We start from the raw sequence: 25,540 nt of genomic DNA, 5'->3' as shown, positions 1-25,540 counted from the left end.
CGAGAAATGATTGCGGGAAGATTAAGGTAATGCGAAGACTTACCAGCTTAATAATATTGCTGTGCTGCTGTCTGCCGGTTTGGGCGGCGCAAAAATTACCGGTCAGGGCCGAGCTGCAACAGCTGGCCTCGGCCAGCGCCATGCTAGTGGATCTGGAAACCGGCGAGGTCCTCTATGAGGACAACCCACAGCAGGTACAGCCCATAGCCTCGATCACCAAGTTGATGACGGCGCTGGTGACACTGGATGCCAAGTTACCGCTCAACGAGCGGATTGCCGTGGATGTCAGCCAGGCCGATATCATGCAAAACGTGGTGTCCCGTATCCGTATCGGCAGTGAGTTGAAACGCAAAGAAGCACTGGCGCTGGCGTTGATGTCTTCGGAAAATCGCGCCGCCGCAACCCTGGCACATCACTATCCCGGCGGCTACCAGGCCTTTATCCAAGCGATGAATGCCAAGGCGGCAGAATTGGGGATGACTGATAGCCGCTTTGTCGAACCCACAGGGCTGTCGGAGCAGAATGTCTCCAGCGCCAGAGACCTGGTCAAACTGCTGCGTGAAGCCAGGAAATACCCTCTGATAGGCGAACTGAGTTCGGCCCCCAACCGCAGCGTCATGTTTCGTAAGCCAAGATATAACCTGGCGTTTTACAACACCAATCGCCTGGTGAACAAGAAAAACTGGCAGATCCACCTCACCAAGACGGGTTATACCGATGACGCCGGTCACTGTCTGGTTATGCTCACCAAAATGGCCAAGCGCGAAGTCGCCTTTGTGGTACTGGATGCCTTCGGCAAGCTGACCCATTTGGCCGATGCCGGCCGCCTGAAGAAGTGGCTGGAAACCGGCAAAGTCAGTCCGGTTCCCCAAGAAGCACTGGACTATAAACAGCAAAAGCAAACAGAACGTCAGGCCTTGGCCGCCACCCGTTAATATTCGGCAAACAGCGGTGACTCAGCGCAGGTTTTCACGCTTGCGTAGCCGCATCCACAACAACTTTTGTTATCATCCCGCCTCGTTTAAAGGCCTTTGGCCTTCGCAGTTACTGAGTCAGGAAGATGCAGTCATTTAAAAAGCACACCCTTATCCCGCTGGATCCCCGGGATCCTCTCTCCATCAGCCTGGCACTGGCGCAATACCGGCAACAACTGCAGCAAGGTACTATTCTGCGCCAGGGCATGTTCGATATCGAATTTGTCGCAGTGACCGACAGCGGTAACCGCCGCCTGCAAATCGATGACCTGCAAGATTCAGGACTGCGCGCTCTGCTGCAGGAAGCCCTGAGCCTGGGGCCGGATGGCGAAGGGTTCATGCTGCCGCCACTCATCAGCGACGAGTGTGACCTCTACCTCTCTGAACCCTTGCTGTTCGCCATTGCCATGCAACACCCTCGCCTGGCACCCGAACTGCTGGCCACCGCCGACGCCATGATAGACTTCGCCCGCAGGCATAATGATCTGCAGCGCATGTGGCTGGACGACAGCCGCATTTTCGGGGTCGAGGCCCTGTTTCTGCTGGCCCGGCGCACACCCGAACTGACCTGGCTATTGGCACGCTTCCTGATCCCCGCCTGGGACAATGTCTACAGCAATGGCTATGAGCAATATATGGCACGGCTGCTCGAGCTCAATGGCTGGAGCCCTAATATGCTGCGGGCCTTTGTCTGGTGCGACAGTGACCATCTGCGCCAGGGCTTCTTCTACAGCGGCGAAACCGGCATTCAGAGTCATCAGCCTCTGGCCGACTTCCTCAAGCAAAATCCACAGCAATATCCTCTGTTCAAACAGCTGTTGAGCGAGCGTTTACTCAATAGCCCGAAACTGCTCGCCGCCGAAGACCGCCCACTCGGCAGAGTCGATGCCGTGCTGCATTTCTTTGTCAGCATGTACCCGATTGAGTTTGCCTGGTTTGAAGTTGAACAGAGCGAGGGGCTGGATACCCTGCTTGAAAGCCAGTTTATCCGCGCCAGTCTCGAAGAGGAGATAAGCGACCTGCGCGCCGCCATAGAGAGCCAGGCCAGTGGCGCCCTGGCCTGTTATAGATGCGGCATAACCGGGAGCGCCGAAACCGACGCAGATGAGCAAGACGACAGCTATCAGGATGAGGACGATCAGCGGCCGGGCAGGCTGCTGCGTCTGTTAAAGCCATTGGTACTGGCGCAACCCCAAGGCGCGGCATTGTGGCAATATCTGCATGATGGCAGCCAATCCCAGGCGCTGGCGGCTCAGCAACCAATAGCATTAATTCCCGCTTGTAAGGCCAAAGCCCTGGGGCTCTATCACTACATAGTCGACTACTGCGTTACGGCAGAATCCAATCGGCATATTGCCGAAGAGCTGAGCAGCATTCTCGGCGATAGCCGTTATGAACTGCTCTATGGTGATCAAGAAGATGTCGAAGCCTTTGCCGATATTTTGCCATCAAAGAGTCTGCAGCAAAGGCAACAGCAGTATTTACGCCTGCTGGATATCTGGTTCGCTTGGCTTGGCAAACCCGAGTTGGAAGAGATCCGCGAAAACCTGGTCGACGATGAAGAACTGCTCGATGACGGCCAATATCTGCAGCGCTACGGCAACCTCAGTGACACGAGTGAGCAGGCGCTGCTTGAGGCGCAACTGGTTAAACTGTTGCAGCAATGGAACGACAAGCGCCAGGTCTACAACCGCCCCTTGTTGAGCAAGACACTGGCCTTGTTCCGGCAACACCGGCAGCTTGCCAACCCGGATAACTGGCCTCTGAGCCAGATGGAGCTCGGCCACTATGTGTTGCTGGCCTTCCTTTGGCAACAGGACTGTCTGGCCGAGTGCCATGACGCCACCAGCCGGGCGCTGAGCGAGAGATTAAACGCTAATAGCCCTTGGGAACTGCTTGCCGGGCAAGTGCTCAAGCAAGCCGCAGACGATGCCAAGCCGCTCAAGGCGTTTATCTGTCGGCCCGAACCCTCTCTTTGTGAGCTTGAGGCGCTGCAGCTGGCACAAGACCAGCTCTATCGAAGAGGGCGTGATAGTGTTGGCCGCCAATTGACCCTGGAGCCCATCAGTGACTTCCAGCCCAAATACCTATTGTTCGACAAACAAGACGGTTTTCGCCGCGGTGCCATGCTGTGCTATTTCCTGCTGGCCTCGCAGCACGCTTTAACTCACTCCTCGGCTCAGCCAAATGAGCCGCAAGCGCCGGCTCTCATACTGGCCCGGCGCCTGTGGCAATGGCTGCTGGAACTGGCGCCACTCAAGCTCTTGCATTATGCCGCCATGCCTTACAGTGACGATAATTTCGACCCTGAGTTTGACTCTGATACCGAGCGTCAGGGCTTTGTCGGTAGCATGCAATCACTCGGCGTCAGTGAAGCCCTGCTGACGGTGTTTAACTTCCAACTGTCGCTGAGCAGCGGCGATGGCGCCAACACCCTGCGCGCGGCAGCGCAGCTGAGCCCATTGGCCCAGGCCTCATCGAGCCAGGCAGATTCACTGCTGCAGGCACTGAGACAACTGCCGGATAGAGAGAAGCTCAATGCCTTCGAACTGCTGGAGCTGCAATTCCCCGGGCAAGGCTTTATCCAACACCCTGAGCTGCAGCGGGAGTTGTCACTCTGCCTCGAGTATTTTATTCGCGACAACCTCAAGAGTTGGCAGCGGGTACTGGCTCAAGACTTTGATGGTCGCTGTCAGTTGCTGGAGCGGGGCATAAAGCAGCCTGTGCTTGCCGCGCCGCAACTTGTGGTTTGCGAGCAGGCCCAAGATGACAGATATGACTGGCTCAATGTCAGCCTGCTTCGGCGTCAGGGTGAAGAGTTGCAGGCATTATTGCTGACCCAAGCGATACCGCCGGAGGGCTTGCCCCAAGGTGTTCCGGGCGAGGTGCTGCTGTTTGACGAGAGTGTCAGCGCCGAGGAGATCTTAGCTGCATTCAAGGCCCTGTACTCGGTCGATGCCAGGGTCGCCTTGGTCAATGCTCGACTGCAAGCATACCTGAGTGGTGAACTGCCGCTGGCAGCCATGCAAGCCTGCCTGCAACGCCTGTTCGCCCTTGATGAGCTGAGTATCTACTCATCCTTCGAGCGTTATGACCTCAAACAGTGCCTGTGGCTGCTACCCACCCCAACCCGGCAGCGACTGCTGCAGCTCCTGCTTGGCTACCAACTGGGATTTGAACTGTTCGATGAGCAGCTATTGCGGGCCTTTATGGCCGACAAGGTGCGCCGCGGTGACTGGCCAGCAACGCGATATATTGACAGGAGATACCAGGACAGCGATGAGCTGCAGGAAGCGGCGCTGAGCTGGCTACTGCAAACCTTGGAGCCGCTGCGGCTTGAGCCGATGAATCTGCTGCGTTTTTGCCTCGACAAGGGGGAATATGAGGCTCCCTGTGACTGGCTAGTCGCTCAACTGAGAAACGGCACGCTGACGCCCCTTGTTACTCAGTTGACTGTCAATGAGAAAATCGAGCTGATCGATTGCCTGGAAGGCGACTACCCCGACGCGGCCGAGTTGCTCTCGGCGCTGGCCAAAGATGGCTCCCGCCGGGTCAGAGACGCCATGGCAGAGCTTGCCTAACCGCCGCCGATTTGGGTAAGGCAAGGGGTTTGGCGGGCTGGCCACATAGACGCCAGGCAGCATGGGGACGCCTTTTAGGCTGTCTATGCTGCCCGCTTCAGCGCACCAGCCAGTCCAGAAATTGCCACAACAAGACATTCATCTCCTGAGTCTCGGCCTGGCGCAGTACATCAGGTGGCTGCACCCAAGGACGGGGCTGACCAAACTCGGCGGCACTGTGACTGATAAGCGCCTCTATCGCCTCGGCGTCAAATTCCAGATGGCACTGAAAGCCGTACACTCTGGCACCATATTCCACTATCTGCCTCGGACACACCTCACTGAATGCCAACACCTTGCTATCGGCCGTCAGCCCAGGCATATCATGGTGCCAATGCCCCAGAGTGACACTGTCGCCGAAGCTTTCCAGGCCTGGATGCACCCTGCCGGCCGCGGTTAAGGTCACGGGAAAGAAGCCTATCTCAACCTCTGGGCTGGGTTCGAAAGAAGCACCGAGCGCCTCGCCAATCAGCTGTGCTCCCAAACAGATACCCAACACAGCCACCTGCCCGGCAATGGCTCTGGCTATCAAGGCCTGTTCCGCCCGGGCATCAAAATAGTGGCACTCGGCAATGCCGGTTGCCGGTGACTGTGGGCCTCCGAGCACAACCAATAAACCTACGCCTTGGAGGCTCTGCGGCAAGGATTCACCAAGCCAGAGGCGGGTATAGCTGGCTTCATAGCCGCGCGCGCGACACCAGTTCGCCAAAACCCCCGGCCCTTCGAAAGACTCATGTTGAATAAAATGTACCTTCACCTGTCGCTCCCGCGTTTGTTGTTCAGTTGGCCGTCATGTTAGCCTTGACAGCAGACCGATAGATATCGACACAAAGACAGATAACATTGCCAAACCGCCAAGCTATTTCCCCAACAGATACCCTAGCTTCAGAAGCACGGTTCGATGCCAACGGGCTGATAGCGGCTTATCCCGACGCCCGGGTGCTCAGCAAAGTGCTGTGGATGCCCAGAGGGCATGTCGATAGCTGGCACAGCCACAACTGGCATCAGTTGGTGTTTCCGGCAAGCGGCCTGTTACAGACTCAGGTCAGGGATACCCGCTTTATACTGCCCCATAACGGCACCCTGTTTATTCCGGCAACCCAGGAACATGAGTCCAGAGTCCTGGTGGATACCCAGTTCATCGGTCTCTACCTGGATCCCGCATATAGCCAGGGCTTTCCCACTCAGGCCAAACCCTTGGCAGTATCTCCCTTTCTAAGGGAATTGCTGCTGCATCTGACACAAGCACCCAGCCCGCAAGCCTCAGACGCAAGGTTGAGGTTATTGGCGGTTCTCAAGGATGAGGTGATCCAGGCGGCGCCCTATCGTTTGGGGTTACTGCTGCCAAAAGACAAACGTCTGCTGCGGATTTTTGATGAACAAGTTGCCAGACCGGCATTGGAAATGACTCTGGCCCAATGGGCCGAGCGGGTGGGCGCATCCGAGCGCACTCTTTCCCGGCTGTTTGCCCGGGAGCTGGGTTGCAGCTATCCACTCTGGCGCCAGCACCTACGTTTACTGAGTTCGCTGACGCAGTTGGAACAAGGTGAAACAGTGCAACAGGTGGCATTTCAGGCGGGCTATCAGTCCGATTCTGCCTTTATCTGTGCCTTCAAAGGTCTCTTTGACCAGACACCTCACCAATACCGTAGCCAGAATAGGCCAACGTAGAAGACGCTGGCTTAATCTGTACTTGGAAAACGCCGACTCACTCCCGCAGCAAAGGCTGCAGACGCTGACGGATCTCATCAGGAATAGGTCGACTCTGCTCACAGCTGTAGTCGTAGTGCACCAGGGTGGTCTTGGCTTCGGCGGTCAGCAGCTCTCCCTGCCAACTCTGCTGCAATACTTCGAACGAGCTGTTGCCTATGCGGCTGACCGAGGTCAATACTCTGACTGTCTTACCGTAATAGGTGGGCGCCTTAAAGGCGATGGTGAATCCGGCCACTATCAGGTTCCAGTTGGTCAGATCCAGACCTGGGTTGAAGATTTCGAACACAGGCTCTCTGGCGGCTTCAAACCACACGGGCAGCACAGTGTTATTGATATGGCCCAGGCCATCGGTTTCATTGAATCTGGGTTGAATATCCAGGCTTAACGCTTCCATAGGGTATCCTATTGTTATTATTGTTGATTAAAACTCGCACTTGTCTTTGCCGGGCTTCAGCTTACCTTGAGGGTCAAACTGTTTGCCGCAAATTTTCTTGCCGTCCCGATACAGGGTTTCATAGCGGCCATCGTGATAGATGCCGATGACCACGCCATCGAAACGGGCACCGTTGAAGTTGTAAACCTGTTCGCCATTGATCATCCGGTTGTATACAGAGATCCTCGGCTCCTCCTTATGGAGCTTGCCATTGATGTAACGGCGTTCAACCATCTTGTTGGCCGCCGTCAGCTCCTGGCTCTTGAGCAGCCGTCCCTCCCGGTCATAGCAGATATATTCCTGTTCATAACCGTAGCTGAGGCGTCTGAAGCAAGCATCCTGACCATCTTCATAGAAGCTGTGTTGCCAACCGCACAGGTTATTGCTGGTTGCCGCGCCGTCATAATCGCAATAGAAGTTGATCTCCTGCAACTGGCCGTTGCGGTGAAAACGATAGCCATCGCCTATGGATATCCCTTTTTCTACGGTCCGAAAAGAGGAGATCCCATGGGGGCTGAAGCTGGCCTGCATTCCCTGACCCAGCCCTTGACTGAAGTTTTGCAGGCGCTCCAGTTGCCCCTGTTTATCAAAGCGATACCAGCGGCCTTCGGCGCGAGCATCGCGATACTGCTGCACCTCCAGCAGCTGTCCCTGCTCGCTGTATCTCAGAACCTGCCCCTGAAGGATCTCATACCAACGACCTTCTTTATCTTGGTACGCCTGATAATCATACAAACTGCTCAGTTGACCATTTTCATGGAAATACAGCTGCTGGCCGTCTTGCTTACCCTGCTTGAACTGCGCCAGCTTTTTCAACTGGCCACTGGCGTAGAAGTAACGGCTCTGGCCATCAAGCTGATCGGCAAGATAATTTTCTTCCTGCAGCAGTTTGCCGCTGCTATCCAGTCGCTGCCGCAGTCCCTGTTTCTTGCCTTGATGGTAATGGGTCCGCAGCTCAGATTCGCCATCCACCTCAACCCAGAGTCCATCTTTCAAGCCGTGGTCATAAGTCACCCGATTGCCATCTTCAATCCAGGGGCCATGGCGTTTGTTGTCAAGGTACGCACCCTTGAGCCAGATTTTTGTGGGTGTGGGTTCGGCGTCACTGCCAAAATCGGCCATAAGCTCCTCGTATTCACCATGCAATAAGTCATCTTTGTAGTTCGCAAACCCCAGCGACAAGGTTTCGTCATAGTCAGATTCCAGCTTCCACAGGCCCTGTTGCTTGCCGTCGACGTACTGCCCCCGCCAAAAACGACCATCGAAGTCAGCCTCTATCCACTCGCCCTGCTGCAAGCCATTTTGATAGTCACCGGCGGCGTTGATACGGCCATTACGTGGGCTATAGCTGGCCCAACTACCATGCAGCTTACCGCCTTGATAATGGGCGCTCAGTGTCACGCCACCCCAGGTACTACCGGAAGGAGTAAACCCCAGCAGCGGGCCACTGCGACCGGCCTCACCTTCGATATCATCGCGCTGGTAAGCCACTTCAGTCACCATAAAGCCTTCAGCTTCACCAATACCAAAGCTGAGCCGCTCGAAGCTGGCTGTCAGGAAGAATGCTGTCTGTCCCTCTTTGATACTGACGGGATACTTGAGCCGATAGGAGTACGCCTGCTCGGCGCGCTTCACCGCCCGCCCCTCTTCATCCCGGTAACCCAAGAGTTGACCTTCACTCTCCAGGGTCCCTTGCAGCAAGGCCCTGATATTGGCGTCATCAGTGCCATCAATATCGTAAGTCATCAAATATTGTTGCGGCGGCCAGCGCTTCAACTGTTTACGCACTTCGGCCACTGTGAAGTGTTTGAGGGAAGGGAACAGCCTGTCCAGCCTGGGCTGCAGACGTTGCAGCCACTGCCAATTGCTGTAGTCCCGACCATATCCCCTGATGGAAAGTTCTGAGCCGCTCTTGAGCATCACCAGCACTTCGCGCTGTTCATCACCATCGAGATCCAGATAGAAAACGGCGACCACCTGAGTTGCTGACGGGAAGCTATCCAGCGTTTTACTGCCCTTGTCATCCTGAACCTGGGCCAATACCTGCTCGGCATCACGGTAGAAAGACAACTGCTCGCCGTCACCGCCGGGCAGTGTCAAAGGGCCGTGAGCCAATTCAGAGGCTGAAGAAAGCGGGGAAAAAATAAGGAGAAATAAGCCTGTGAGCAAGCCCGGTTGGAATAGTCGTTCCATATACTGCTTCCTTGAGAAATGACCTTGGCAACCCGGCCAAGATTGGGGGCCAATACTACAACAGCCGGTATTAAATCTAAAGGAATCATGCTATTAAAAAAGGCTGCCCAGGCAGCCTTTTTCAGAATTAACCACCATACATGGCGTTAATTTCGCGAGAATATTTGTGATAGATCATCTTGCGTCTGAGCTTGAGAGTCGGGGTAATCAAACCCGCCTCCATAGAGAAGGCTTCCGGCAGCAGGGTAAACTTCTTGATCTGTTCAAAACCCGCCAGCTCCTGTTGCAGGTGTTTGAGCCTTTCTTCAAAATGCTCCACCACATGGCTGTGACGTATCAGCTCCAGCGGGGATTCATAACTGAGTCCCTTTTGTTTGGCCCAGGCTTCCAGGGCTTCAAAGGCCGGAACGATTAGCGCAGTCACATAGTTACGGGCATCGGCAATCACCGCCACCTGTTCGATAAAGGGACAGCAACCCACCTTGCCTTCAACCCGCTGCGGCGCAATGTACTTGCCGTTGGAGGTCTTCATCAGCTCTTTGATCCTGTCGGTGATAAACAGGTTGCCCTGTTCATCCAGGTAGCCGGCATCACCAGTCCTGAGCCAGCCATCTTCGAAGGCCTCGGCAGTATCCTTGGGACGGTTGAAGTAACCGCGCATCACGGTATCACCGCGAACCAAAATCTCATTCTCGGCCCCGAGACGAACTTCCACCTCAGGCATACAGCGGCCGTTGGAACCTGTAACTCTGTTGTCCAATGTATTGCAGGTAACGGTTGCCGTGGTTTCTGTCATACCGTAACCACAGAGTACCGGCAGGTTAATGGCCGCAAAGAACGCACTCACTTTGGCATCCAAAGCCGCGCCGCCACAGGGCATCAGCTGCAGGCGACCACCGAGAGCGGCTCTGAGTTTGCCGTAAACCAACTTGTCGGCCAGGCGCCATTGCAACGACAACCTGGCACTGGGTTTGGCCCGGCCCTGCATAACCTCAAACTGGCGCTCGCCCACTGACAATGCCCAGGCAAATAACTTGCGGCGACCATTTCCGGCTCGGGCAACTTTGTCCTGCACCGCGCTGTATACCTTCTCCAGGAATCTGGGCACCACACACAGGGTGTGAGGACGCACGGCGGCTATGGCTTCCTTGACTCTTTGAGTGTCGGCAAGATAAACGTTACGGCCACCACGACTGAGCACATAGAAGCTCCAACCCCGCTCGTAAACATGGCTCAGGGGCAGGAAAACCAGTGACACCTGGTCACTGCTGAAGGAGATCTTCTGTTGATGCTGGCGCATGGCCGAGGCGAAGTTACGCTGATCCAGCATCACCCCCTTGGGATCGCCGGTCGTGCCTGAGGTATAGATAAGAGTCAGCAGATCATCCAGCGTGGCGCTCTGCTCCCTGGCGGCCAGCTCAGTGCGCGCTTCTTCGGGCACTGTCTGCTCTAGCAGGGTGTCCAGGTGTTGATGATGGGGCTGCTTGAGGGTGACTTGCTTGTCAAACACCACCACGCAATTCAGTGTCGGGCACAAGGACTCCAACTCACAAGCCAGTTCATACTGAGCTTTGTTGTCCACAAACAATAGCTTGGCACCGGCATCATTGATGATATAAGCAGCTTGCTCCAGGGTGGAGGTAGGATAAACTGGCACCACAACACCTCGGGCGCGGATCACACCGACATCGACACAGGTCCATTGCGGACAGTTGTGGGACAAGATCACGGCGCGATCCTGAACCTCAAAGCCATTGGCAATCAGAGTTCCGGCAATGGCAGCACTGATACGGTTAAATTCATTCCAGCTGACCTTATCCCAAGGCGCAGCCATTTCGAAGCCTTCCAGGGCGATATGCTCTGCGCGCGCTTTAAGCTGCTGACGCAAGAGATGGGTGATTCTGTACTGCTCTAGAGACATAACTCGGTTTACCTTTTTAGCTTACAGCTGTTCCGCTTTTGCGATTCTACCCCAAGGCTCAGGCAAACATAAGAGCTTTTGCTCTAATTCCGTACAGTATCACGCTCCACTCATAGAGATCAGACCAGTTGTTATATCAGGGTTCCAGTACTTCTGTACGCCATAATCTATTGCGGCCAAGATGAAACAGCGCCCTTGGCAAAGAGCAGCCTGACCAACGCCACCCCAGCTAAGACTCACAGTCCAATCTTGGCGAAATGCAATAATCGCCCGGCCGGCTGCTTCATACTTGTTCCCTGTTATTCCTTGGTTCGGGGCCAATGTTTGACTATCAACTGTTGCAGCCCCTGTTGCGACAACCCCAATTGCTGCGCCGTTGCCAACAAGTCTTCAAGCTGCGGCATTATAATGGCCTCGGCCGACAAATTCTGATGGGCCCGGCGCTGGGCTACCCGGGTTGCCTGGCCGCGTCGCCGCTCCAGCCATCCCTGCTCCACCAACTGTTTCACCGCCCTGGAAACTGTCATGGGGTTTACAGCCAGATGCTCAGCCATCTGCCGCACCGAGGGCAATACGGTTTCCTCGGGCAGCTGGCCGCCGACAATCAGATGGATAATCTGCTCGCTCAATTGACGGTAGATGGGTTCACCGCTGCCGGGGTTGACATGCAATAGTTCTAACATTAGCCTTGAAACACTGTATTAATACATTGATACACCAATAAAACTAACACACTCCGGCAGGAATGCCAAAAAGGAACACAAGCATGAAGCAAAGGAACTTTGGCCGGCACCACAGGCTTGCCGTAACCAGCATGCTGCTGTTGGCACTGGGGCTTTGTTGGACGCCGCTGAGTCAGGCACAGACAGCTTCCGAAAGCACGGGCTGTTATGTCGATGGTCTGTCTGAACGTCTGCGTTGCGGCACGATTCGAGTCGCGGAGGATCCGCAAAAGCCCGAAGGCCGCCAGTTGGCAATCCACTATGCCGTCTTGCCGGCCATCAAGAATACCGCCCCCAATGAAGCCGTACTGGCCATCGCCGGCGGGCCGGGACAGTCGGCCATCGAAAATGCCGCCACCTTCAACCTGATCTTAAGCAAAGTCCGTCAAAACCGGGACATATTGCTGATAGATCAGCGCGGTACCGGCCAGTCCAACGCCCTTGAGTGTGCGGCGTTGGATCTGGAACAAACCCTGGCCTATAACGACCAAGCACTCGATGTCGAACAGGAAACCCGTAACTGCCTGAGTAAGTTGGATGCCGACATCAGCCAATACGGCAGCGAGCAGGCATTGCACGACTTCGAAGCGGTTCGCCGGCATCTGGGTTATCAGAAACTGCACCTTTATGGCATTTCCTACGGCAGCCGCATGGCTCAGCTCTATATGCGCCACTATCCCGAGGCACTCAAGACAGTGACCCTGGATGGCGTCGTGCCTATGCAGCAGAGTGTGCTGGCCATAGGTGCCGCCATTGGCCGGGCCCAGGATCTGCTGCTGAGCGATTGTGAGCAGGACGCTTTGTGCGCTCAGACCTACCCACAGCTGCGTCAGGAACTGAACCAGCTGGCCGAGCGCCTGGGGCAACATGCGGTGATGAAGAAGGTGCCTCATCCGGTAACCGGTGATATCGCCATGCTGACCCTGACCCGTAGCAAGCTGCTCGGCAGCCTTAGAATGGCGCTCTACAGCCCCTCGGTCAGAGCTCTGCTGCCCTACGCCATCCACCGGGCGGCAATGGAGGAATACCAACCTCTGCTGGGGCTGATGGCTCTCAGTGTCGATAGCACAGGTATCGCCATGGGCATGCACGCCGCCGTGGTTTGCGGTGAAGATTGGCCCAGATTGACCGCCGCCGAGCGCCAACAGGCAGAGGCCAGCGTCATAGGCAAAGAGATGCTCAGCAGCCTGGACAGAAGCTGCCCTATCTGGAATGTCCCGGCCGCGGCGGCCACCTTTGCCGAGCCGATAGTCAGCGATATCCCCACCTTGCTGCTTTCCGGAGCCAAGGACCCCGCCACGCCGCCTTCCTGGGGCGAGCTGGCCATGGCCCAGTTGAGCAACGCCAGACACTTGATCTCCCCCTATGCCACCCATGGTGTTGCCGCCCAGTCCTGCGCCAATGAGCTGATCGCCGAGCTGGTCAAGGGCACGGCGCCGGACAAGTTGGATGGCGAGTGTCTCAACAAAGATGTGCGTCGCAGTTTCTATCTCAACGCCAGCACAGTGGAAGCCATTCCAGGAGGAACAAAATGATCAAGGTGACCAATCTGAGTAAGCGCATTGGCAAGGTTCAAGCCCTGGATGGCCTGAGTTTCAGCGCCGAAGATGGCATGATTACCGGCCTGCTCGGCCCCAATGGCGCCGGCAAGACCACCTGCCTGCGCACTGTGTTTGGCCTGCTGAAACCGGACGAAGGCATAGCCGAAGTCGACGGCATAGATGTCGGTCGCAATCCGCTGGCGGCCAAGCAGCAACTGGGGTTGTTTCCGGATCCCTTCGGCCTCTATGAACGCCTGAGTCCGAGGGAATATATTCGTTTCTTCGCCGAACTCAGCGGCATGCCGAGTAAGGCCGCCAAGCAGGCAACCGCCGATGTGCTCGGCAAACTCAAGATGGACGATATTGCCGACCGCCACTGCAAGGGCTTTTCCCAGGGGCAGCGGATGAAGACGGCACTGGCTCAGGCCATAGTGCATCAACCTACCAATATTATTCTCGACGAACCCACCCGCGGGCTGGATGTGATGAGCACCCGGGTACTGCGGGAGCTGCTGTTGGATCTCAAACGCCAGGGCCACTGTGTGTTGTTCTCCAGCCATGTGATGCAGGAGGTCGCCGCCCTCTGTGACAAGGTGATTGTCATGACCCAGGGACGCGTGGTGGCCGTTGGCAGCCCGGCCGATCTATGCCGTCAAACCGGTAAGGAGTCATTGGAAGATGCCTTTATACAACTGATAGGCACGGATGAGGGGATAGCCGCATGATGAGTCGACTCTTGACACTGGTTCGCAAGGAGCTGCTGGATGCCGCCCGCGACAAGCGTTCTGTAATGGCCGGTCTCTACTATGCCATAGGCACTCCGTTGATCATGTGCGGTCTGTTTGTGGTGCTGATTGGTCAGCTCTCCAGCCCGGATGACCTGCAAATTCGCATAGACAACGCCGAACAGGCGCCGGATCTGGTGCGCTATCTCGGCCAGAAGGGGATCAATCATGACAGCGGCGAGCAGGCAGGCGCTCTGATACTGCAGATAAGCGAGCAATATCGGGAGCAGATGGCCAAAGGCGAAAGGGCCGAGGTGATCCTGATAGCCGACAACTCGGATGAAAAGCTGCAGAAATCGATTCGCCGTCTGGAGCGGGCGCTGCAGGGTTATTCCTCCGAAATGGGCAGCCTGCGCCTACTGGCCCGCGGCATAGATCCCAGGATAATGCAGCCGATTAAGGTGCAACTGCAGGATCAGGCCACGCCCGACTCCAAGGGCGGAATGATCCTCGGAATCGCCATCTTCACCATGATCTACTCGGTCTTTATTTCCGGGATGAATCTGGCGATAGATACCAGTGCCGGCGAACGTGAACGCAACTCATTGGCGCTGTTGCTGAGTCACCCTGTCACCCCGAGGCAATTGGTGATCTCCAAGCTGCTGGCGGTGACAGTGTTTGCCATGCTGGGCTTGATCCTGATTTTGCTGATTTCCAAGTTTGCCTATCCCATGGTGCCTTGGCAGGAGCTCGGCTTCAGCATCAGTATCAGCGCCGAGTTTATTGCCCTGATGCTGTTGATAGGCTTGCCGGTCGCCCTGCTGGCCGCCAGCATGCAACTGTTTGTGTCCTTCCTAGCCAAGACCTTTAAGGAAGCCCAGTCCTATCTGACCATAGTGCTGTTCGTGCCCTTGGCCCTGGCAATGACCGCCAGTTACGACATAGCGCCGGACACCTTGCAGTGGTTGCCGGTTTCGGGGCAGCAACAGGCGTTGATGGCCTTTATCAAGGGTAAGGAGTTGCCGCTGCTGCAGCTGTTGGTATCCAGCTTGCTGACGTTGGCCATAGCCGCCACCCTAGTGCTGGGGCTGGAGCGCTCCCTCAAGAGCGAAAAGGTGGTGTTCGGCCTCTGATCCAAACCCCAAGGCCGCAAAAGAAAAGGCAAGCCGATATTCAGTGTTGGCTTGCCTTTCGATTGCCAAAACCCCGAAACCCGCCCCCCGAAACTCAAGGGTATCGGCCGGGTAAAAACCGGGGGGCGCTTATTTCGCCTTGGGACGAAATGGCTTAATCACTGTCTCGTCGCATTCGAGGAAGGGGCCTTCCATCAAATCTATGCAGTAAGGAATGGCCGGGAATACCGCATCCAGGCACTCACGAATCGACTTGGGCTTACCCGGTAAGTTGACTATCAGGGTGTCGTCTCTCAACCCGGCGGTTTGCCGTGACAGAATCGCCGTTGGAACAAACTTGAGCGACTCGGCGCGCATCAGCTCGCCAAAGCCAGGCATCATACGGTCGCACACGGCTTCGGTCGCCTCGGGCGTAACATCGCGCTTGGCCGGCCCTGTGCCCCCTGTGGTCACCACCAGACAACAGCCGTCTTCATCGGCCATCCGCTTGAGGGTGGCTTCAATCACCTCCCTCTCGTCCGGGATCACTTCATAAACACTTTCCCACTCACTGGTGAGATAAGCATTGAGAGTCTCTATGATCGCCTTACCGGAAATGTCTTCATAGACTCCGGCGCTGGCACGGTCACTGACGGTTACTATCCCGATTTTGGCTTTGGCCATGCTGTTCCCCTTGGCAAAAATGCTTGTGTTGCAGTGGCGCCTAACATACCACAATTAGCCCCCATCAGCGGGAGCATTTTGTCGTCTCGGGAGCGGGAGTCTCAAGAGGCTTGGTTCTCAAGCGGTGCCAGGCGCTCAACGCCAACAGATACAGGGTCGCCACCACAAACGCCAGCACAGTACCCCAGGCAATGCCGAGCAGCGGATAGAGCCAGCTCACCGCAATCACATAACACATGAGCGACCCCAGGCCTCTGGGATAATGCTTGATAATGGTTTGCGCCTGCGGCGCGCCATAGGCCAGATGAATGATCAACAAAAACGGATAAAGCGTAATGGGGAAGGCGGCCAGAATACCGGCCTGAGCCGGCGTCAACAGTTTGGCCGCCGCCGTGACCAACAGCACTATCATGGCGGCCGCCGCAGCCCTAAGCAGCAATACCAGTGGGCTGAGTCGAACGGGCTTGGCCACAGTGGCGTCCGGTATTTTGGCAAGCACCAAGCCCACAAGCACAATCGCCAGCAGCAGTGCCAGGCTTCCGCTGAGGAGATTGAGATTCAACAGACTCAGAAGATAGCCACTGAGGCCAAAGGCCAGCAATCCCAGCCCTGACCCCAGCAGTGCCACTAACGGCAGTCGCCGCTCGCCGCCGAGACGAATACCCAGGGCATAACCACAAATCAGCAGCAACGAAGCGATAAAACCAGACAAGGCGGCGGTGGCACTGGCGGCGGCAAAGGGCTCACCCAATTCAATGCCGATAAAAAACAGCGCGATAGCCGTACCCAGTGGATAGCCGGACAAAATACCAGCCACTCTGGGGCTGACCCGCTCAGCCACCAGCGACAGGCCCACCACGGCTATGATGGCGGTAGCTATTTTGGCGAGTAACAGGCTATCCATCTCCCTTCTCCCGACACTAGAGCAGACGCCTGGCCTGCCAATACTTTTGCTTCCAGTAGCTGTTATCCAGCGATGAGATCATCACCCCCTGACTGGTAGAGGCGTGCATAAACTCATTGTTACCTATGTAGATCCCCACATGGCGGCTACTCCAGCCAGTCTTGAAGAACAGGAGATCGCCGACCTTGAGCTGACTTTTCTTGACCGCAAACCCCAGCTTGCGCTGTTCATCCACGGTGCGCGGCAGCATGATGTCGCTCAATCGCTGATAAGTCAGGCTGACAAAGCCCGAACAGTCGACACCTCGCTTGCTCATGCCTCCCAAACGATAGGGAACCCCATGCCATTCTCGCTGCATCGTCAGCAGCCGCTGCTGTGACAGGGACACTTGCTCAGAGCGCTTGGCTTCGGACCCTGTGCCGTCTTGGGGCTTAGCCACAGTAGCCGGAGCGGAAGCAGGATCGGGACGACCGGAACAGCCACTCAGGGCGCCCAACAACAGGAATGTCGCCAATATCTGCCACAGCTGCATGCTCTTTCCAACTCAGATGCCATTGAAGAACCCCTAATGTGCAATAAGCCGCCGCTATTTGCAAAAATCGGACACCTGCTCCAGGCTATCCTCTGGTCAGCAACCTCATGACTCAAGGATGGACACACTATGAAGCTTGAATTCACACCTCAGTCCCCATTGTCGGCCTCAATGGCCACGGCCGCAGACACAGCTTTTATCCAAAAAGTCTTCAACTCCTGCCGCAGTTATTTTCTGCACCTGGGCTTACCTGAGGAGATGGCTCAGGTGCTGTTGTTACAACAGTTTCAGCTGCAACAAACCTGGTTCCAGAATCACTATCCCAATGCCATTACCCAAATACTCCGGGTGCAAGAGCAAGCGGCAGGAATACTCACCCTAAACACAGGTACTGAAGCACTGCATATTCTGGATATGGCTTTGTTACCTGAGTATCGGGGACAAGGCCTGGGCAGCGAATTGCTGAGCGCCATTCAATCTCTGGCCCAGCTAAAACAACTGGCGGTGTCCCTGATGGTCGCCAGGGACAATCCGCAAGCGAAAAAACTGTACTTGAACAAAGGCTTTGTTACCCAAGATGTTACTGAGACTCACGAATTGATGCACTGGCACTGCCACTAAGTACCGACTGCTGACCTGCAAAGATACAACTTACCCCTCCGCAATTCTCTGCCAAAGTTAAAATCCAGTAATCAACTTGTTATTTCCGGACTTGTGTACCAGTGTTTATGGAGACCTGTCACTGCCTCGCAGCGACACCTCAAGGTAAATGGACATCATCAAGATGGCTTGCTCAAGCCAAGCCTTCATTTTCAAGGAGTGAATATCATGGCAGACAACTTTATCGGCGAAATTCGTATGGTGGGCTTCAACTATGCTCCGCCAGGTTGGGCACTGTGCGCCGGACAGACAATAAGCATTGCCAGTAATACGGCTTTATTCTCTTTATTAGGCACTATGTATGGCGGTGATGGAGTAAGCACCTTTAAGCTGCCGGATCTTCGTGGCCGGGTACCCGTCAGCTTTGGCCAGAGTCCAGGCACCAGTTTATACAACCAAGGGCAGATGCTTGGAGTCGAGGGTACCAATCTGACAACAGCCCAGTTGCCAGCCCATAACCACACCATTCATTCAAACCAGATCAATGCCAGTGTCAGCCCACTGGCATCCACCGGCAGCGGCACCACTGATGAGCCTGGTCCCAATACGGTACCGGCCAAGATTGCCAGCGGTCTCAATGCTCTGGAAGCATACAGCACCACGGCGGACACCAGTATGCAACCGTCACCGGTCAGCTTGGATGGCAACACAAACACAACGGGCAACAGTGACACTGTCGACTTGCGCCAGCCGTTAACCGTGGTGAACTTCATCATTGCCTTACAAGGCATTTACCCTCCCAGAACATAAAGCATCACAATCAACGGCAGTTGGAAGTGTGCTTTCCCGCTGCCGTTGACTTGCTCAAGCTAACACCAGACTATTCAGGGCTGCCAAAACCATGAACTCTTTAATACGGATATTAAGCCTGGTGACATTGTTGCTGTTGCCATTTGTACAAGCAAAGAGTGTCACAGAACCGGGGACAAAGGCTGAGCTCATCTTGGTCGATGCCACAATCTCCCAATATCAAACCTTGCTGGAACAGGCATCTACCACGGCCCTCACCTCTAGACCCATTACCGAACTGACCGAACTCAACGCCTTGATAGCCCAAGACAAGAAGTACTCGGGTTTACACTTGATCACTCACGGTCAAAGCGGCGAAATACTGTTGGCGGGCTACAAGTTGGCGCCGCGGGAACTGGCCTCTCAGTTGGATCAACTGCTACTACCGGGTGCCCCTCTCTATCTGTACGCCTGTAACTTGGCTCAGGATCCAAAGGGCCAAGCCTTTGTCGATAATCTGGCCTCGATTTTAGCCCGGCCCGTATTGGCCTCAACCAACGCCACAGGCAACAAGCGTCTTGGCGGTGATTGGCAACTCGAATACTCCACCTCCTCGACCATGGCTGCCAGGACATTGTTTTCCGGTGACGTGAGAGGATTTAATACGCTATTGTCCAACACAGCTTACGAATTCTCCGACGGTGATGCGGTTACCCTCACCAATGCCGCCTCTGCACTCTCCAATGACAGCACCTTTACCCTGGAAATGTGGGCCAATTTTTCCAGCACCTCAGGCATCATCAATCTGATGGATATTACCGGCTCACTCGATGCCGGTGGTTTTATCATATATAACAATACAATGACAGTTGACCTGAGCGGCGACTTCAGCTCTTTGACCCAAAGTAATCCAATCACTATTTCAACCAATGTCTGGTATCACTTTGCTTTTGTCTTCAACAACGGCCAGTGGGATTTTTATCTGGATGGCCAAGCCACAGGTATTGGTGTTGCCGACATGGGTGGCAACAACACAGTGCCGGATTATCAAGCGGCAAACGTCAACAACCTGGTCGCCGGTCTTCAAAATCATGGTGCGGTAAACAACTTTACCGGCAAAATAGATGACATCCGCCTTTGGAGTACGGCGCGGACTCAAACCGAAATTCAAAATGACCGCCAACTCGAGCTGGCGGGCAATGAAACCGGCTTGATTGGCTACTGGAAACTCAACGAAACCAGCGGCACAGTTGTCAATGACAGCCAAACCAACGGAGCATTGCTTAACGGTAGCAGCAGCGGTGTTACATTAGCTGTCGCCGGGGCCTTTAGCGTCAATCAAAGCCCAACTGATATCACGCTTTCCAGCACCTCAGTCAACCAAAGCGGCGGCAGCAATGCTGTGGTGGGCACCCTGACAACCACGGATGCCGATGTTGGTGACAGTTTCAGTTATGCCTTGATTGCCGGTAGTGGTGACACCAACAATGGCAGCTTCAATCTCAGTGGTGATTCCCTCAGGGCCAACAATGCCTCCACCTTGATTGGCGGTAGTTATAGCATCCGGGTGCAGACGACAGATTCAGGCAATGCCACATTTGAAAAAGCCTTTAGCATCACAGTGGTGGATGACCTTGCTCCGGAAGTGACCGGAATTACTATCGATGGCTCACCCGCAGATACCGCAACCAGCATCAGTTACACAGTTAGTTTCAATGAATTGGCCAATAATATCTCGACCGACGACTTTAACCTGACCAACACTGGCTCTGCCGCAGGCAATATTGCGTCGGTATCCGCCAGCTCAGGCACCAGCGTTACTGTAACTATCAACAATATCAGCGGTAACGGTTCGCTGCGCCTGGATCTGAAAGCAGCAACCAACATCAGCGATGCTCAGGCCAACAGTGGGCCGGCAGCCTACACCTCTGGCGATGTTCATACTGTTGCCGTCCCGACTGTTCCCGGCGCCCCCATCATAGGCACGGCATCGGCCTTGGATGGCCAAGCCGTGGTCAACTTCTCGGCGCCGGCAAGTGATGGTGGTTCTGCGATTACCTCATACCAAGTGACTTCATCTCCAGGCGGGATCACCGCCAGTGGCGCCAACTCGCCGATAGGGGTTGCAGGCCTGACCAACGGCACGAGTTATACCTTTACTGTGCAGGCCATCAATGCCGTGGGTACAAGCTCACCATCCGCGCCATCCAACTCGGTAGTCCCAAAGGCAAACCAGACCATCAGCTTCAACAACCCAGGGGCGCAGGACTTTGGCACCACGCCAACCCTTGCGGCCACCGCCAGCTCAGGGCTGACGCCTGTGTTCAGCTCCACGACCACTGGGGTCTGTACCATCACGGCCTCCGGCACCTTAACCTTTGTCACCACGGGTAATTGCAGTATCGATGCCAACCAAGCCGGAGACGGCAGTTACAATGCGGCGCCAACCGTGACCCAGAGCTTTACGGTCAATGCCGTGGTGCCCGGAGCGCCGACGTCGGTCAGCGCTGTCGCCTCTGATGCCAGCGCCACAGTCAGTTTCAGTGCCCCGGCAAGTACCGGCGGCGCGGCGATCAGCGGCTATACCGTCACCTCAAGCCCGGGTGGCCTTACCGCCAGCGGCGCCGGTTCGCCACTGACAGTTAGCGGCCTGAGCAACGGCACCGGCTACAGCTTTACTGTCAGTGCCAACAACACAGCGGGTACGGGCCCGGCTTCAAGCCCCTCCAATACTGTGACCCCCAAGGCAAACCAGAGCATCAGCTTCAGCAACCCGGGGGCGCAGGACTTTGGCACCACGCCAATCCTTACCGCCACCGCCAGCTCAGGGCTAACACCTGTGTTCAGCTCCACGACCACTGGGGTCTGTACCATCACATCCACTGGTACATTAGCCTTTGTCACTACTGGCATTTGCAGTATTGATGCCGACCAAGCCGGAGACAGCAGCTACAATGCGGCGCCCACAGTGACCCAGAGCTTTACGGTCAATGCCGTGGTACCCGGCGCGCCCACGTCCGTCAACGCCGTTGCCTCTGACGCCAGCGCCACGGTCAGTTTCAGCGCCCCGGCAAGTACCGGCGGCGCGGCGATCAGCAGCTATACCGTCACCTCAACCCCGGGAGGCCTCACCGCCAGCGGCGCCGGATCGCCACTGACAGTTAGCGGCCTGAGCAATGGCACCGACTACAGCTTTACTGTCAGCGCCAGCAACACAGCAGGCACGGGCCCGGCTTCAAGCCCCTCCAATACTGTGACCCCCAAGGCAAACCAGAGCATCAGCTTCAACAACCCGGGGGCGCAGAGTTTTGGTACCACGCCAACCCTTACGGCCACCGCCAGTTCAGGGCTGGCGCCAGTATTCAGCTCCAACAGCACTGGCGTCTGTACCATCACAACTACCGGCACTCTCAGCTTTGTCAGTGCGGGCAGTTGCAGCATTAACGCCGACCAAGCCGGGGACAGCGGCTACAATGCGGCGCCCACAGTGACCCAGAGCTTTACAGTTAATGCTGTGGTGCCCGGCGCGCCGATGTCCGTCAGCGCCGTTGCCTCTGACGCCAGCGCCACAGTCAGTTTCAGCGCCCCGGCAAGTACCGGCGGCGCGGCGATCAGCAGTTACACAGTCACCTCAAGCCCAGGTGGTTTCACCGCCAGCGGCACCGGATCGCCGCTGACAGTTAGCGGCCTGAGCAACGGCACCGACTACAGCTTTATCGTCAGCGCCAGCAACATCGCAGGCACAGGCCCGGCCTCAAGCCCCTCCAATACTGTAACCCCGGAGCCGGATAACAAGGCCCCCAGTATTTCAGGTACTCCAGCCGGCAGCGTAGATCAGGATAGCTATTACAGCTTTATCCCCACGGCCACAGATCCGGATCAGGATCCTCTGACGTTCAGCATCAGCAACAAACCGGCCTGGGCCAGTTTCAACACGGCAAGCGGCGAGCTCAGCGGTACTCCACTGCGAGAACATGTAGGCGTTAGTGACAACATCATTATTCGAGTCTCGGATGGTGCGCTCAGTACAGATTTGGCGCCCTTTAGTGTGGAAGTCAAGGCTGTCAATCAAGCGCCACAGGCCAACCACGACCGGATAACCCAGGCCTTCAGCCAGGAAAATATCTATTTACTCGATGTACTGGCCAACGACAGTGACCCAGATGACGATCCACTGACGATTGTGGATATCAGCGCCAGTCTGGGCACTGCTACTGTACTGGGAGATAAGCTGCAACTGACAGTGCCGGAAAACTTCAATGGTCAGGTGCGACTCAGCTACAGCATCACGGACGGGGAGTTTTATGACAGTGCCAAGGTGAGCTTCAGCATAGAAGGCAGTAATCCAGAAGCCCCCGTCATCAATATCCCGGCCGATGTCACAGCCAACGCCACAGGTCTGTTTACCCGGGTAAACTTGGGTCGGGTCGGCGCCATCGACAGCGATGACAACCCCATTCCGGTATCCTTGTTGAACGGCTTCCCGTTTTTTGCTCCCGGCCAACATTTGGCTTACTGGAAAACCACAGATGGTAAGGGGGTAAGTGCCACAGCGTCGCAGTTGGTTACCGTGTACCCCAGGATTAACCTGGGAGCCTCGAAAACTGTCGCCAACTTCACTCAAGTGCAGGTGCCGGTTTTACTCAACGGCTCGGCCCCCGAGTATCCGATGGAAATCCGCTACAGTGTCAGCGGCGATGCGATTGCAGGTCAAGACCATGACCTTGCAAGCGGAAGCCTGCTCTTGAGTCAGGGAATGTCCACCAGCCTGGAGTTCAATGTTTTTGCCGACTTGACCGCCGGGCAACAAAAATCGCTGACAATCACCCTGGACGACGGCCAAAACCCCGGGCACAACGCCGCTACTGAAATACGCATCAGTAACAATAATCTGGCGCCCAACCTCAGCTTGAGCGCCAGTCAACAGGGTGAAATGCGCTCCAGTGTCAGCAGCTCGGATGGCTTGGTAACGGTAACGGCAGAAGTCGCTGACCCCAACCCGGCAGACAACATCAGCCTCAGTTGGTCCAGCGAGCCAGCTATGACAAACCTCTCGACCTCTGCAAACGAGTTCACCTTTGACCCCGCAACGCTGGCTCCAGGGATTATGACTCTGACATTGAACGCCATGGACGATGGTTCCCCCCAACTGGGAAGCAGCAAGAGTCTAAAGCTATTGCTGCTGGCACAGCTACCGGCTCTTGGGGAAACAGACGCCAACAACAACCGTTTACCGGATAGTGCCGAAGGCTATGGCGATCCGGACGGCAATGGTATTCCGGCCTATCTGCAGGGCGATCACCCTTGTAATGTAATCCCCGAACAGCTCAGCCGCGCCAATAGCTACCTGGCCGAGGCGCAACCCGGCATCTGCTCCCGTAAGGGGTTGCTAAGTCTACAGCGGCTGGATAACGGTATTGAGCTGGAAGATGGCTCAATGTTGCCAGATGACAGTGAAGGGAAAATTGTCGGAGGTTTATTCGACTTCGAACTCGAGGGCAGTGAGTATGGCGGCAATGTCAGCATAGTGATCCCGCAAGTTCAGGCGATACCGGCACAAGCTCAATACCGTAAATATGTCGCTTCCGGCTGGCAGGAGTTTGTAACAGATGCCAACAACCAGATATTTAGCAGCGCGGGAGAACCCGGATATTGTCCACCAATGGGTGATGCCAGCTGGCAGAGTGGCCTTACTGAAGGTCATTGGTGTGTGCAACTGCTTATTCAGGATGGTGGCCCCAACGACGGTGACGGCCAAGCTAATGGCACCATAGTCGACCCGGGCGGCGTTGCCGTGAAGCTGTCAGCCAACCAAGCCCCCATAGCCCAGGCTGACAGCTTTAGTTTGCCATGGAATCAGCAACATCTACTGGACGTACTGGCCAACGATAATGATGCCGATAACGACAGCCTCTATCTGGTGCAGGCCAGTGTCTCTATCGGTGAGATCAGTGTCAGTGACGACAAGCTCAGTCTGATGTACACGCCGCCGGAAGACTTTATCGGCAACGCACAGCTGAGTTATACCGTCAGCGACGGCATGGGCGGTACGGCAATGAGCCATGCCGAACTGGTTGTCTTTTACAACAGGGCTCCAGTGGTGAATGACAGCAGCGCCAGCACGGATGACAGGACGGCGATAGAGTTGGATGTATTGAGCACTGCCAGTGACCCGGATGGCGACAGCCTGACACTGGAAAGCGCTGTGGCTCAATCCGGTAGCGTCAGCATCACAACATCACAGACGCTGAGCTATCAACCTAAGACCGGCTTTGCAGGCACAGACATCATCAGCTTTAGTGTCAGTGATGGCAACGGCGCCTCGGCAACCGCTCAGGTAGTGGTGACGGTCACGGCCTATCAAGAGGTTGTGGTGGAAAACCGCTCTTCCGGCGGGGCGGTCGCCCCCTGGGCCTTGGCACTAATGCTGTTGATGGCAGGATTCAGGCGCTTAAGCCTGCGTTTGGCAAGCCTGCCGCTGTTGCTACTACTGGCAATTGGGGTCAGTTTCAATGCCCAGGCACGCTGGTCTGTGAACCTCAACTTGGGTTACAGCCATGCCCGACTCTCGGAGTCGGATATCAACCAGGCCTTACCGGCAGAGGTCAAACTGACGGAGTTGGACAAAGATGATTTCGCCTGGTCTGTGGCGCTGAACTACCAGGCTAGTGATGCCTGGGCGCTGCAGTTTGGCTATCTTGATTTGGGCGAAACCTCACTCATGCTGGCCGGCAGCACACTCGACCCACAGGCCTTGCAGCAATCACTTGCCAACCTTGGGCCGCAACTGGCCTCCGGGGTAACTGCCGGAGCCGAATACCGCTTTTGGCGATATCACGACTGGTCTTTCAGCCTCAACGGCGGGATATTTATCTGGGAGAGCAACTTCAGCAGCCAGTGGCAACAGCAAGAGTTGCGTTATGACGACTCTGGCGTCGACTTCTACTGGGGTCTGGGTGGCCAATATCAACTCTCCGAACAGTGGGCGATCAGAGCCGATTACCGTCGTTATATGTTGGACAGAAATCAGGTAGACGGTGTCTTTCTTGGTCTGGAGTTCTTTTTCTGAGTTTGGAT

General features: G+C 55.8%; 17 protein-coding genes. 9 read left to right on the top strand and 8 right to left on the bottom strand.

Translation table 11 applies throughout. The features are described from left to right. The first annotated feature begins 29 nt into the window (after positions 1-29). Complete coding sequence (pbpG, locus tag N512_RS0111295) at positions 30-935, top strand: D-alanyl-D-alanine endopeptidase (RefSeq protein WP_081737149.1); 906 nt, start codon at positions 30-32, stop codon at positions 933-935. Between the two features lie 125 nt (positions 936-1,060). Then, entirely contained in the window at positions 1,061-4,555 is a 3,495-nt protein-coding gene (locus N512_RS0111290) for a hypothetical protein (protein ID WP_028780407.1), read from the top strand. Positions 4,556-4,652: 97 nt separating this feature from the next. Here the strand turns inward: N512_RS0111290 and N512_RS0111285 are convergent, their stop codons facing one another. Continuing rightward, positions 4,653-5,351, bottom strand: coding sequence for a glutamine amidotransferase-related protein (locus N512_RS0111285; protein ID WP_028780406.1), 699 nt, complete (start codon positions 5,349-5,351; stop codon positions 4,653-4,655). 86 nt (positions 5,352-5,437) lie between these two features. On the opposite strand from N512_RS0111285, the gene N512_RS22865 reads away from it, so the two are divergent. Further along, positions 5,438-6,265 carry an AraC family transcriptional regulator gene (locus N512_RS22865; protein WP_231473569.1) on the top strand — a complete coding sequence of 276 codons (828 nt, stop codon included), beginning with the start codon at positions 5,438-5,440 and terminating at the stop codon, positions 6,263-6,265. Positions 6,266-6,302: 37 nt separating this feature from the next. Here N512_RS22865 and N512_RS0111275 read toward each other — a convergent pair whose 3' ends face one another. The 4 genes from N512_RS0111275 to N512_RS0111260 form a co-directional block, all read right to left on the bottom strand. Further along, on the bottom strand, positions 6,303-6,701 hold the full coding sequence (locus N512_RS0111275; protein WP_025009115.1) for an acyl-CoA thioesterase: 399 nt from the start codon (positions 6,699-6,701) through the stop codon (positions 6,303-6,305). A 27-nt stretch (positions 6,702-6,728) separates the two neighbouring features. Then, a complete protein-coding gene (locus N512_RS0111270) occupies positions 6,729-8,933 on the bottom strand; it encodes a toxin-antitoxin system YwqK family antitoxin (protein WP_028780405.1) in 2,205 nt (734 codons plus the stop codon). A gap of 127 nt (positions 8,934-9,060) precedes the next feature. Then, the gene (locus N512_RS0111265; protein ID WP_028780404.1) at positions 9,061-10,854 is read right to left on the bottom strand and encodes an AMP-dependent synthetase/ligase; all 1,794 of its coding nucleotides are present in this window, start codon (positions 10,852-10,854) and stop codon (positions 9,061-9,063) included. Between the two features lie 299 nt (positions 10,855-11,153). Continuing rightward, positions 11,154-11,537, bottom strand: a complete 384-nt coding sequence (locus tag N512_RS0111260; protein WP_025009112.1) for a GntR family transcriptional regulator — start codon at positions 11,535-11,537, stop codon at positions 11,154-11,156. Positions 11,538-11,620: 83 nt separating this feature from the next. Here N512_RS0111260 and N512_RS0111255 point away from each other — a divergent pair, with 83 nt between their 5' ends. Genes N512_RS0111255 through N512_RS0111245 form a run of 3 tightly spaced genes read left to right on the top strand, consistent with a single transcriptional unit; the run spans position 11,621 to position 14,975 of the window. Beyond that, entirely contained in the window at positions 11,621-13,111 is a 1,491-nt protein-coding gene (locus N512_RS0111255; protein ID WP_156029178.1) for an alpha/beta hydrolase, read from the top strand. Beyond that, positions 13,108-13,842, top strand: coding sequence for an ABC transporter ATP-binding protein (locus N512_RS0111250; RefSeq protein WP_028780402.1), 735 nt, complete (start codon positions 13,108-13,110; stop codon positions 13,840-13,842). Before N512_RS0111255 ends, N512_RS0111250 begins: the two co-directional genes overlap by 4 nt. Continuing rightward, entirely contained in the window at positions 13,839-14,975 is a 1,137-nt protein-coding gene (locus N512_RS0111245) for an ABC transporter permease (RefSeq protein WP_443018271.1), read from the top strand. The genes N512_RS0111250 and N512_RS0111245 overlap by 4 nt, the downstream gene beginning before the upstream one ends. Before the next feature lie 129 nt (positions 14,976-15,104). Here N512_RS0111245 and mog read toward each other — a convergent pair whose 3' ends face one another. The 3 genes from mog to N512_RS0111230 all read right to left on the bottom strand — a co-directional run bounded on the left by mog (position 15,105) and on the right by N512_RS0111230 (position 17,074). Then, positions 15,105-15,638, bottom strand: a complete 534-nt coding sequence (gene mog, locus N512_RS0111240) for a molybdopterin adenylyltransferase (protein WP_028780400.1) — start codon at positions 15,636-15,638, stop codon at positions 15,105-15,107. Positions 15,639-15,702: 64 nt separating this feature from the next. Beyond that, the gene (locus N512_RS22860; protein ID WP_051472770.1) at positions 15,703-16,542 is read right to left on the bottom strand and encodes a hypothetical protein; all 840 of its coding nucleotides are present in this window, start codon (positions 16,540-16,542) and stop codon (positions 15,703-15,705) included. 16 nt (positions 16,543-16,558) lie between these two features. Continuing rightward, positions 16,559-17,074, bottom strand: coding sequence for an NlpC/P60 family protein (locus tag N512_RS0111230; RefSeq protein WP_051472769.1), 516 nt, complete (start codon positions 17,072-17,074; stop codon positions 16,559-16,561). Between the two features lie 129 nt (positions 17,075-17,203). On the opposite strand from N512_RS0111230, the gene N512_RS0111225 reads away from it, so the two are divergent. The 3 genes from N512_RS0111225 to N512_RS22855 all read left to right on the top strand — a co-directional run bounded on the left by N512_RS0111225 (position 17,204) and on the right by N512_RS22855 (position 25,532). Beyond that, positions 17,204-17,695, top strand: coding sequence for a GNAT family N-acetyltransferase (locus tag N512_RS0111225; RefSeq protein WP_037474820.1), 492 nt, complete (start codon positions 17,204-17,206; stop codon positions 17,693-17,695). Positions 17,696-17,902: 207 nt separating this feature from the next. Next, entirely contained in the window at positions 17,903-18,484 is a 582-nt protein-coding gene (locus tag N512_RS0111220; protein WP_028780397.1) for a phage tail protein, read from the top strand. Between the two features lie 91 nt (positions 18,485-18,575). After that, on the top strand, positions 18,576-25,532 hold the full coding sequence (locus N512_RS22855; protein ID WP_081737148.1) for an Ig-like domain-containing protein: 6,957 nt from the start codon (positions 18,576-18,578) through the stop codon (positions 25,530-25,532). Positions 25,533-25,540 lie beyond the last annotated feature (8 nt).

Origin of the sequence: Shewanella sp. 38A_GOM-205m, assembly GCF_000518445.1 — a bacterium.
GTDB classification, from domain to species: domain Bacteria; phylum Pseudomonadota; class Gammaproteobacteria; order Enterobacterales; family Shewanellaceae; genus Shewanella; species Shewanella algae.
Note: the sequence above shows the minus strand (reverse complement) of the source record. Positions and strands in the feature narration are given on the sequence as shown.

What these genes read in the sequence shown, in the direction of transcription:
- pbpG (WP_081737149.1), top strand. Translation starts at nt 30, where the DNA reads ATGCGAAGACTTACCAGCTTAATAATATTGCTGTGCTGCTGTCTGCCG.
- N512_RS0111290 (WP_028780407.1), top strand. Translation starts at nt 1,061, where the DNA reads ATGCAGTCATTTAAAAAGCACACCCTTATCCCGCTGGATCCCCGGGAT.
- N512_RS0111275 (WP_025009115.1), bottom strand. Translation starts at nt 6,701, where the DNA reads ATGGAAGCGTTAAGCCTGGATATTCAACCCAGATTCAATGAAACCGAT.
- N512_RS0111270 (WP_028780405.1), bottom strand. Translation starts at nt 8,933, where the DNA reads ATGGAACGACTATTCCAACCGGGCTTGCTCACAGGCTTATTTCTCCTT.
- N512_RS0111265 (WP_028780404.1), bottom strand. Translation starts at nt 10,854, where the DNA reads ATGTCTCTAGAGCAGTACAGAATCACCCATCTCTTGCGTCAGCAGCTT.
- N512_RS0111260 (WP_025009112.1), bottom strand. Translation starts at nt 11,537, where the DNA reads ATGTTAGAACTATTGCATGTCAACCCCGGCAGCGGTGAACCCATCTAC.
- N512_RS0111255 (WP_156029178.1), top strand. Translation starts at nt 11,621, where the DNA reads ATGAAGCAAAGGAACTTTGGCCGGCACCACAGGCTTGCCGTAACCAGC.
- N512_RS0111250 (WP_028780402.1), top strand. Translation starts at nt 13,108, where the DNA reads ATGATCAAGGTGACCAATCTGAGTAAGCGCATTGGCAAGGTTCAAGCC.
- N512_RS0111245 (WP_443018271.1), top strand. Translation starts at nt 13,839, where the DNA reads ATGATGAGTCGACTCTTGACACTGGTTCGCAAGGAGCTGCTGGATGCC.
- mog (WP_028780400.1), bottom strand. Translation starts at nt 15,638, where the DNA reads ATGGCCAAAGCCAAAATCGGGATAGTAACCGTCAGTGACCGTGCCAGC.
- N512_RS22860 (WP_051472770.1), bottom strand. Translation starts at nt 16,542, where the DNA reads ATGGATAGCCTGTTACTCGCCAAAATAGCTACCGCCATCATAGCCGTG.
- N512_RS0111230 (WP_051472769.1), bottom strand. Translation starts at nt 17,074, where the DNA reads ATGCAGCTGTGGCAGATATTGGCGACATTCCTGTTGTTGGGCGCCCTG.
- N512_RS0111225 (WP_037474820.1), top strand. Translation starts at nt 17,204, where the DNA reads ATGAAGCTTGAATTCACACCTCAGTCCCCATTGTCGGCCTCAATGGCC.
- N512_RS0111220 (WP_028780397.1), top strand. Translation starts at nt 17,903, where the DNA reads ATGGCAGACAACTTTATCGGCGAAATTCGTATGGTGGGCTTCAACTAT.
- N512_RS22855 (WP_081737148.1), top strand. Translation starts at nt 18,576, where the DNA reads ATGAACTCTTTAATACGGATATTAAGCCTGGTGACATTGTTGCTGTTG.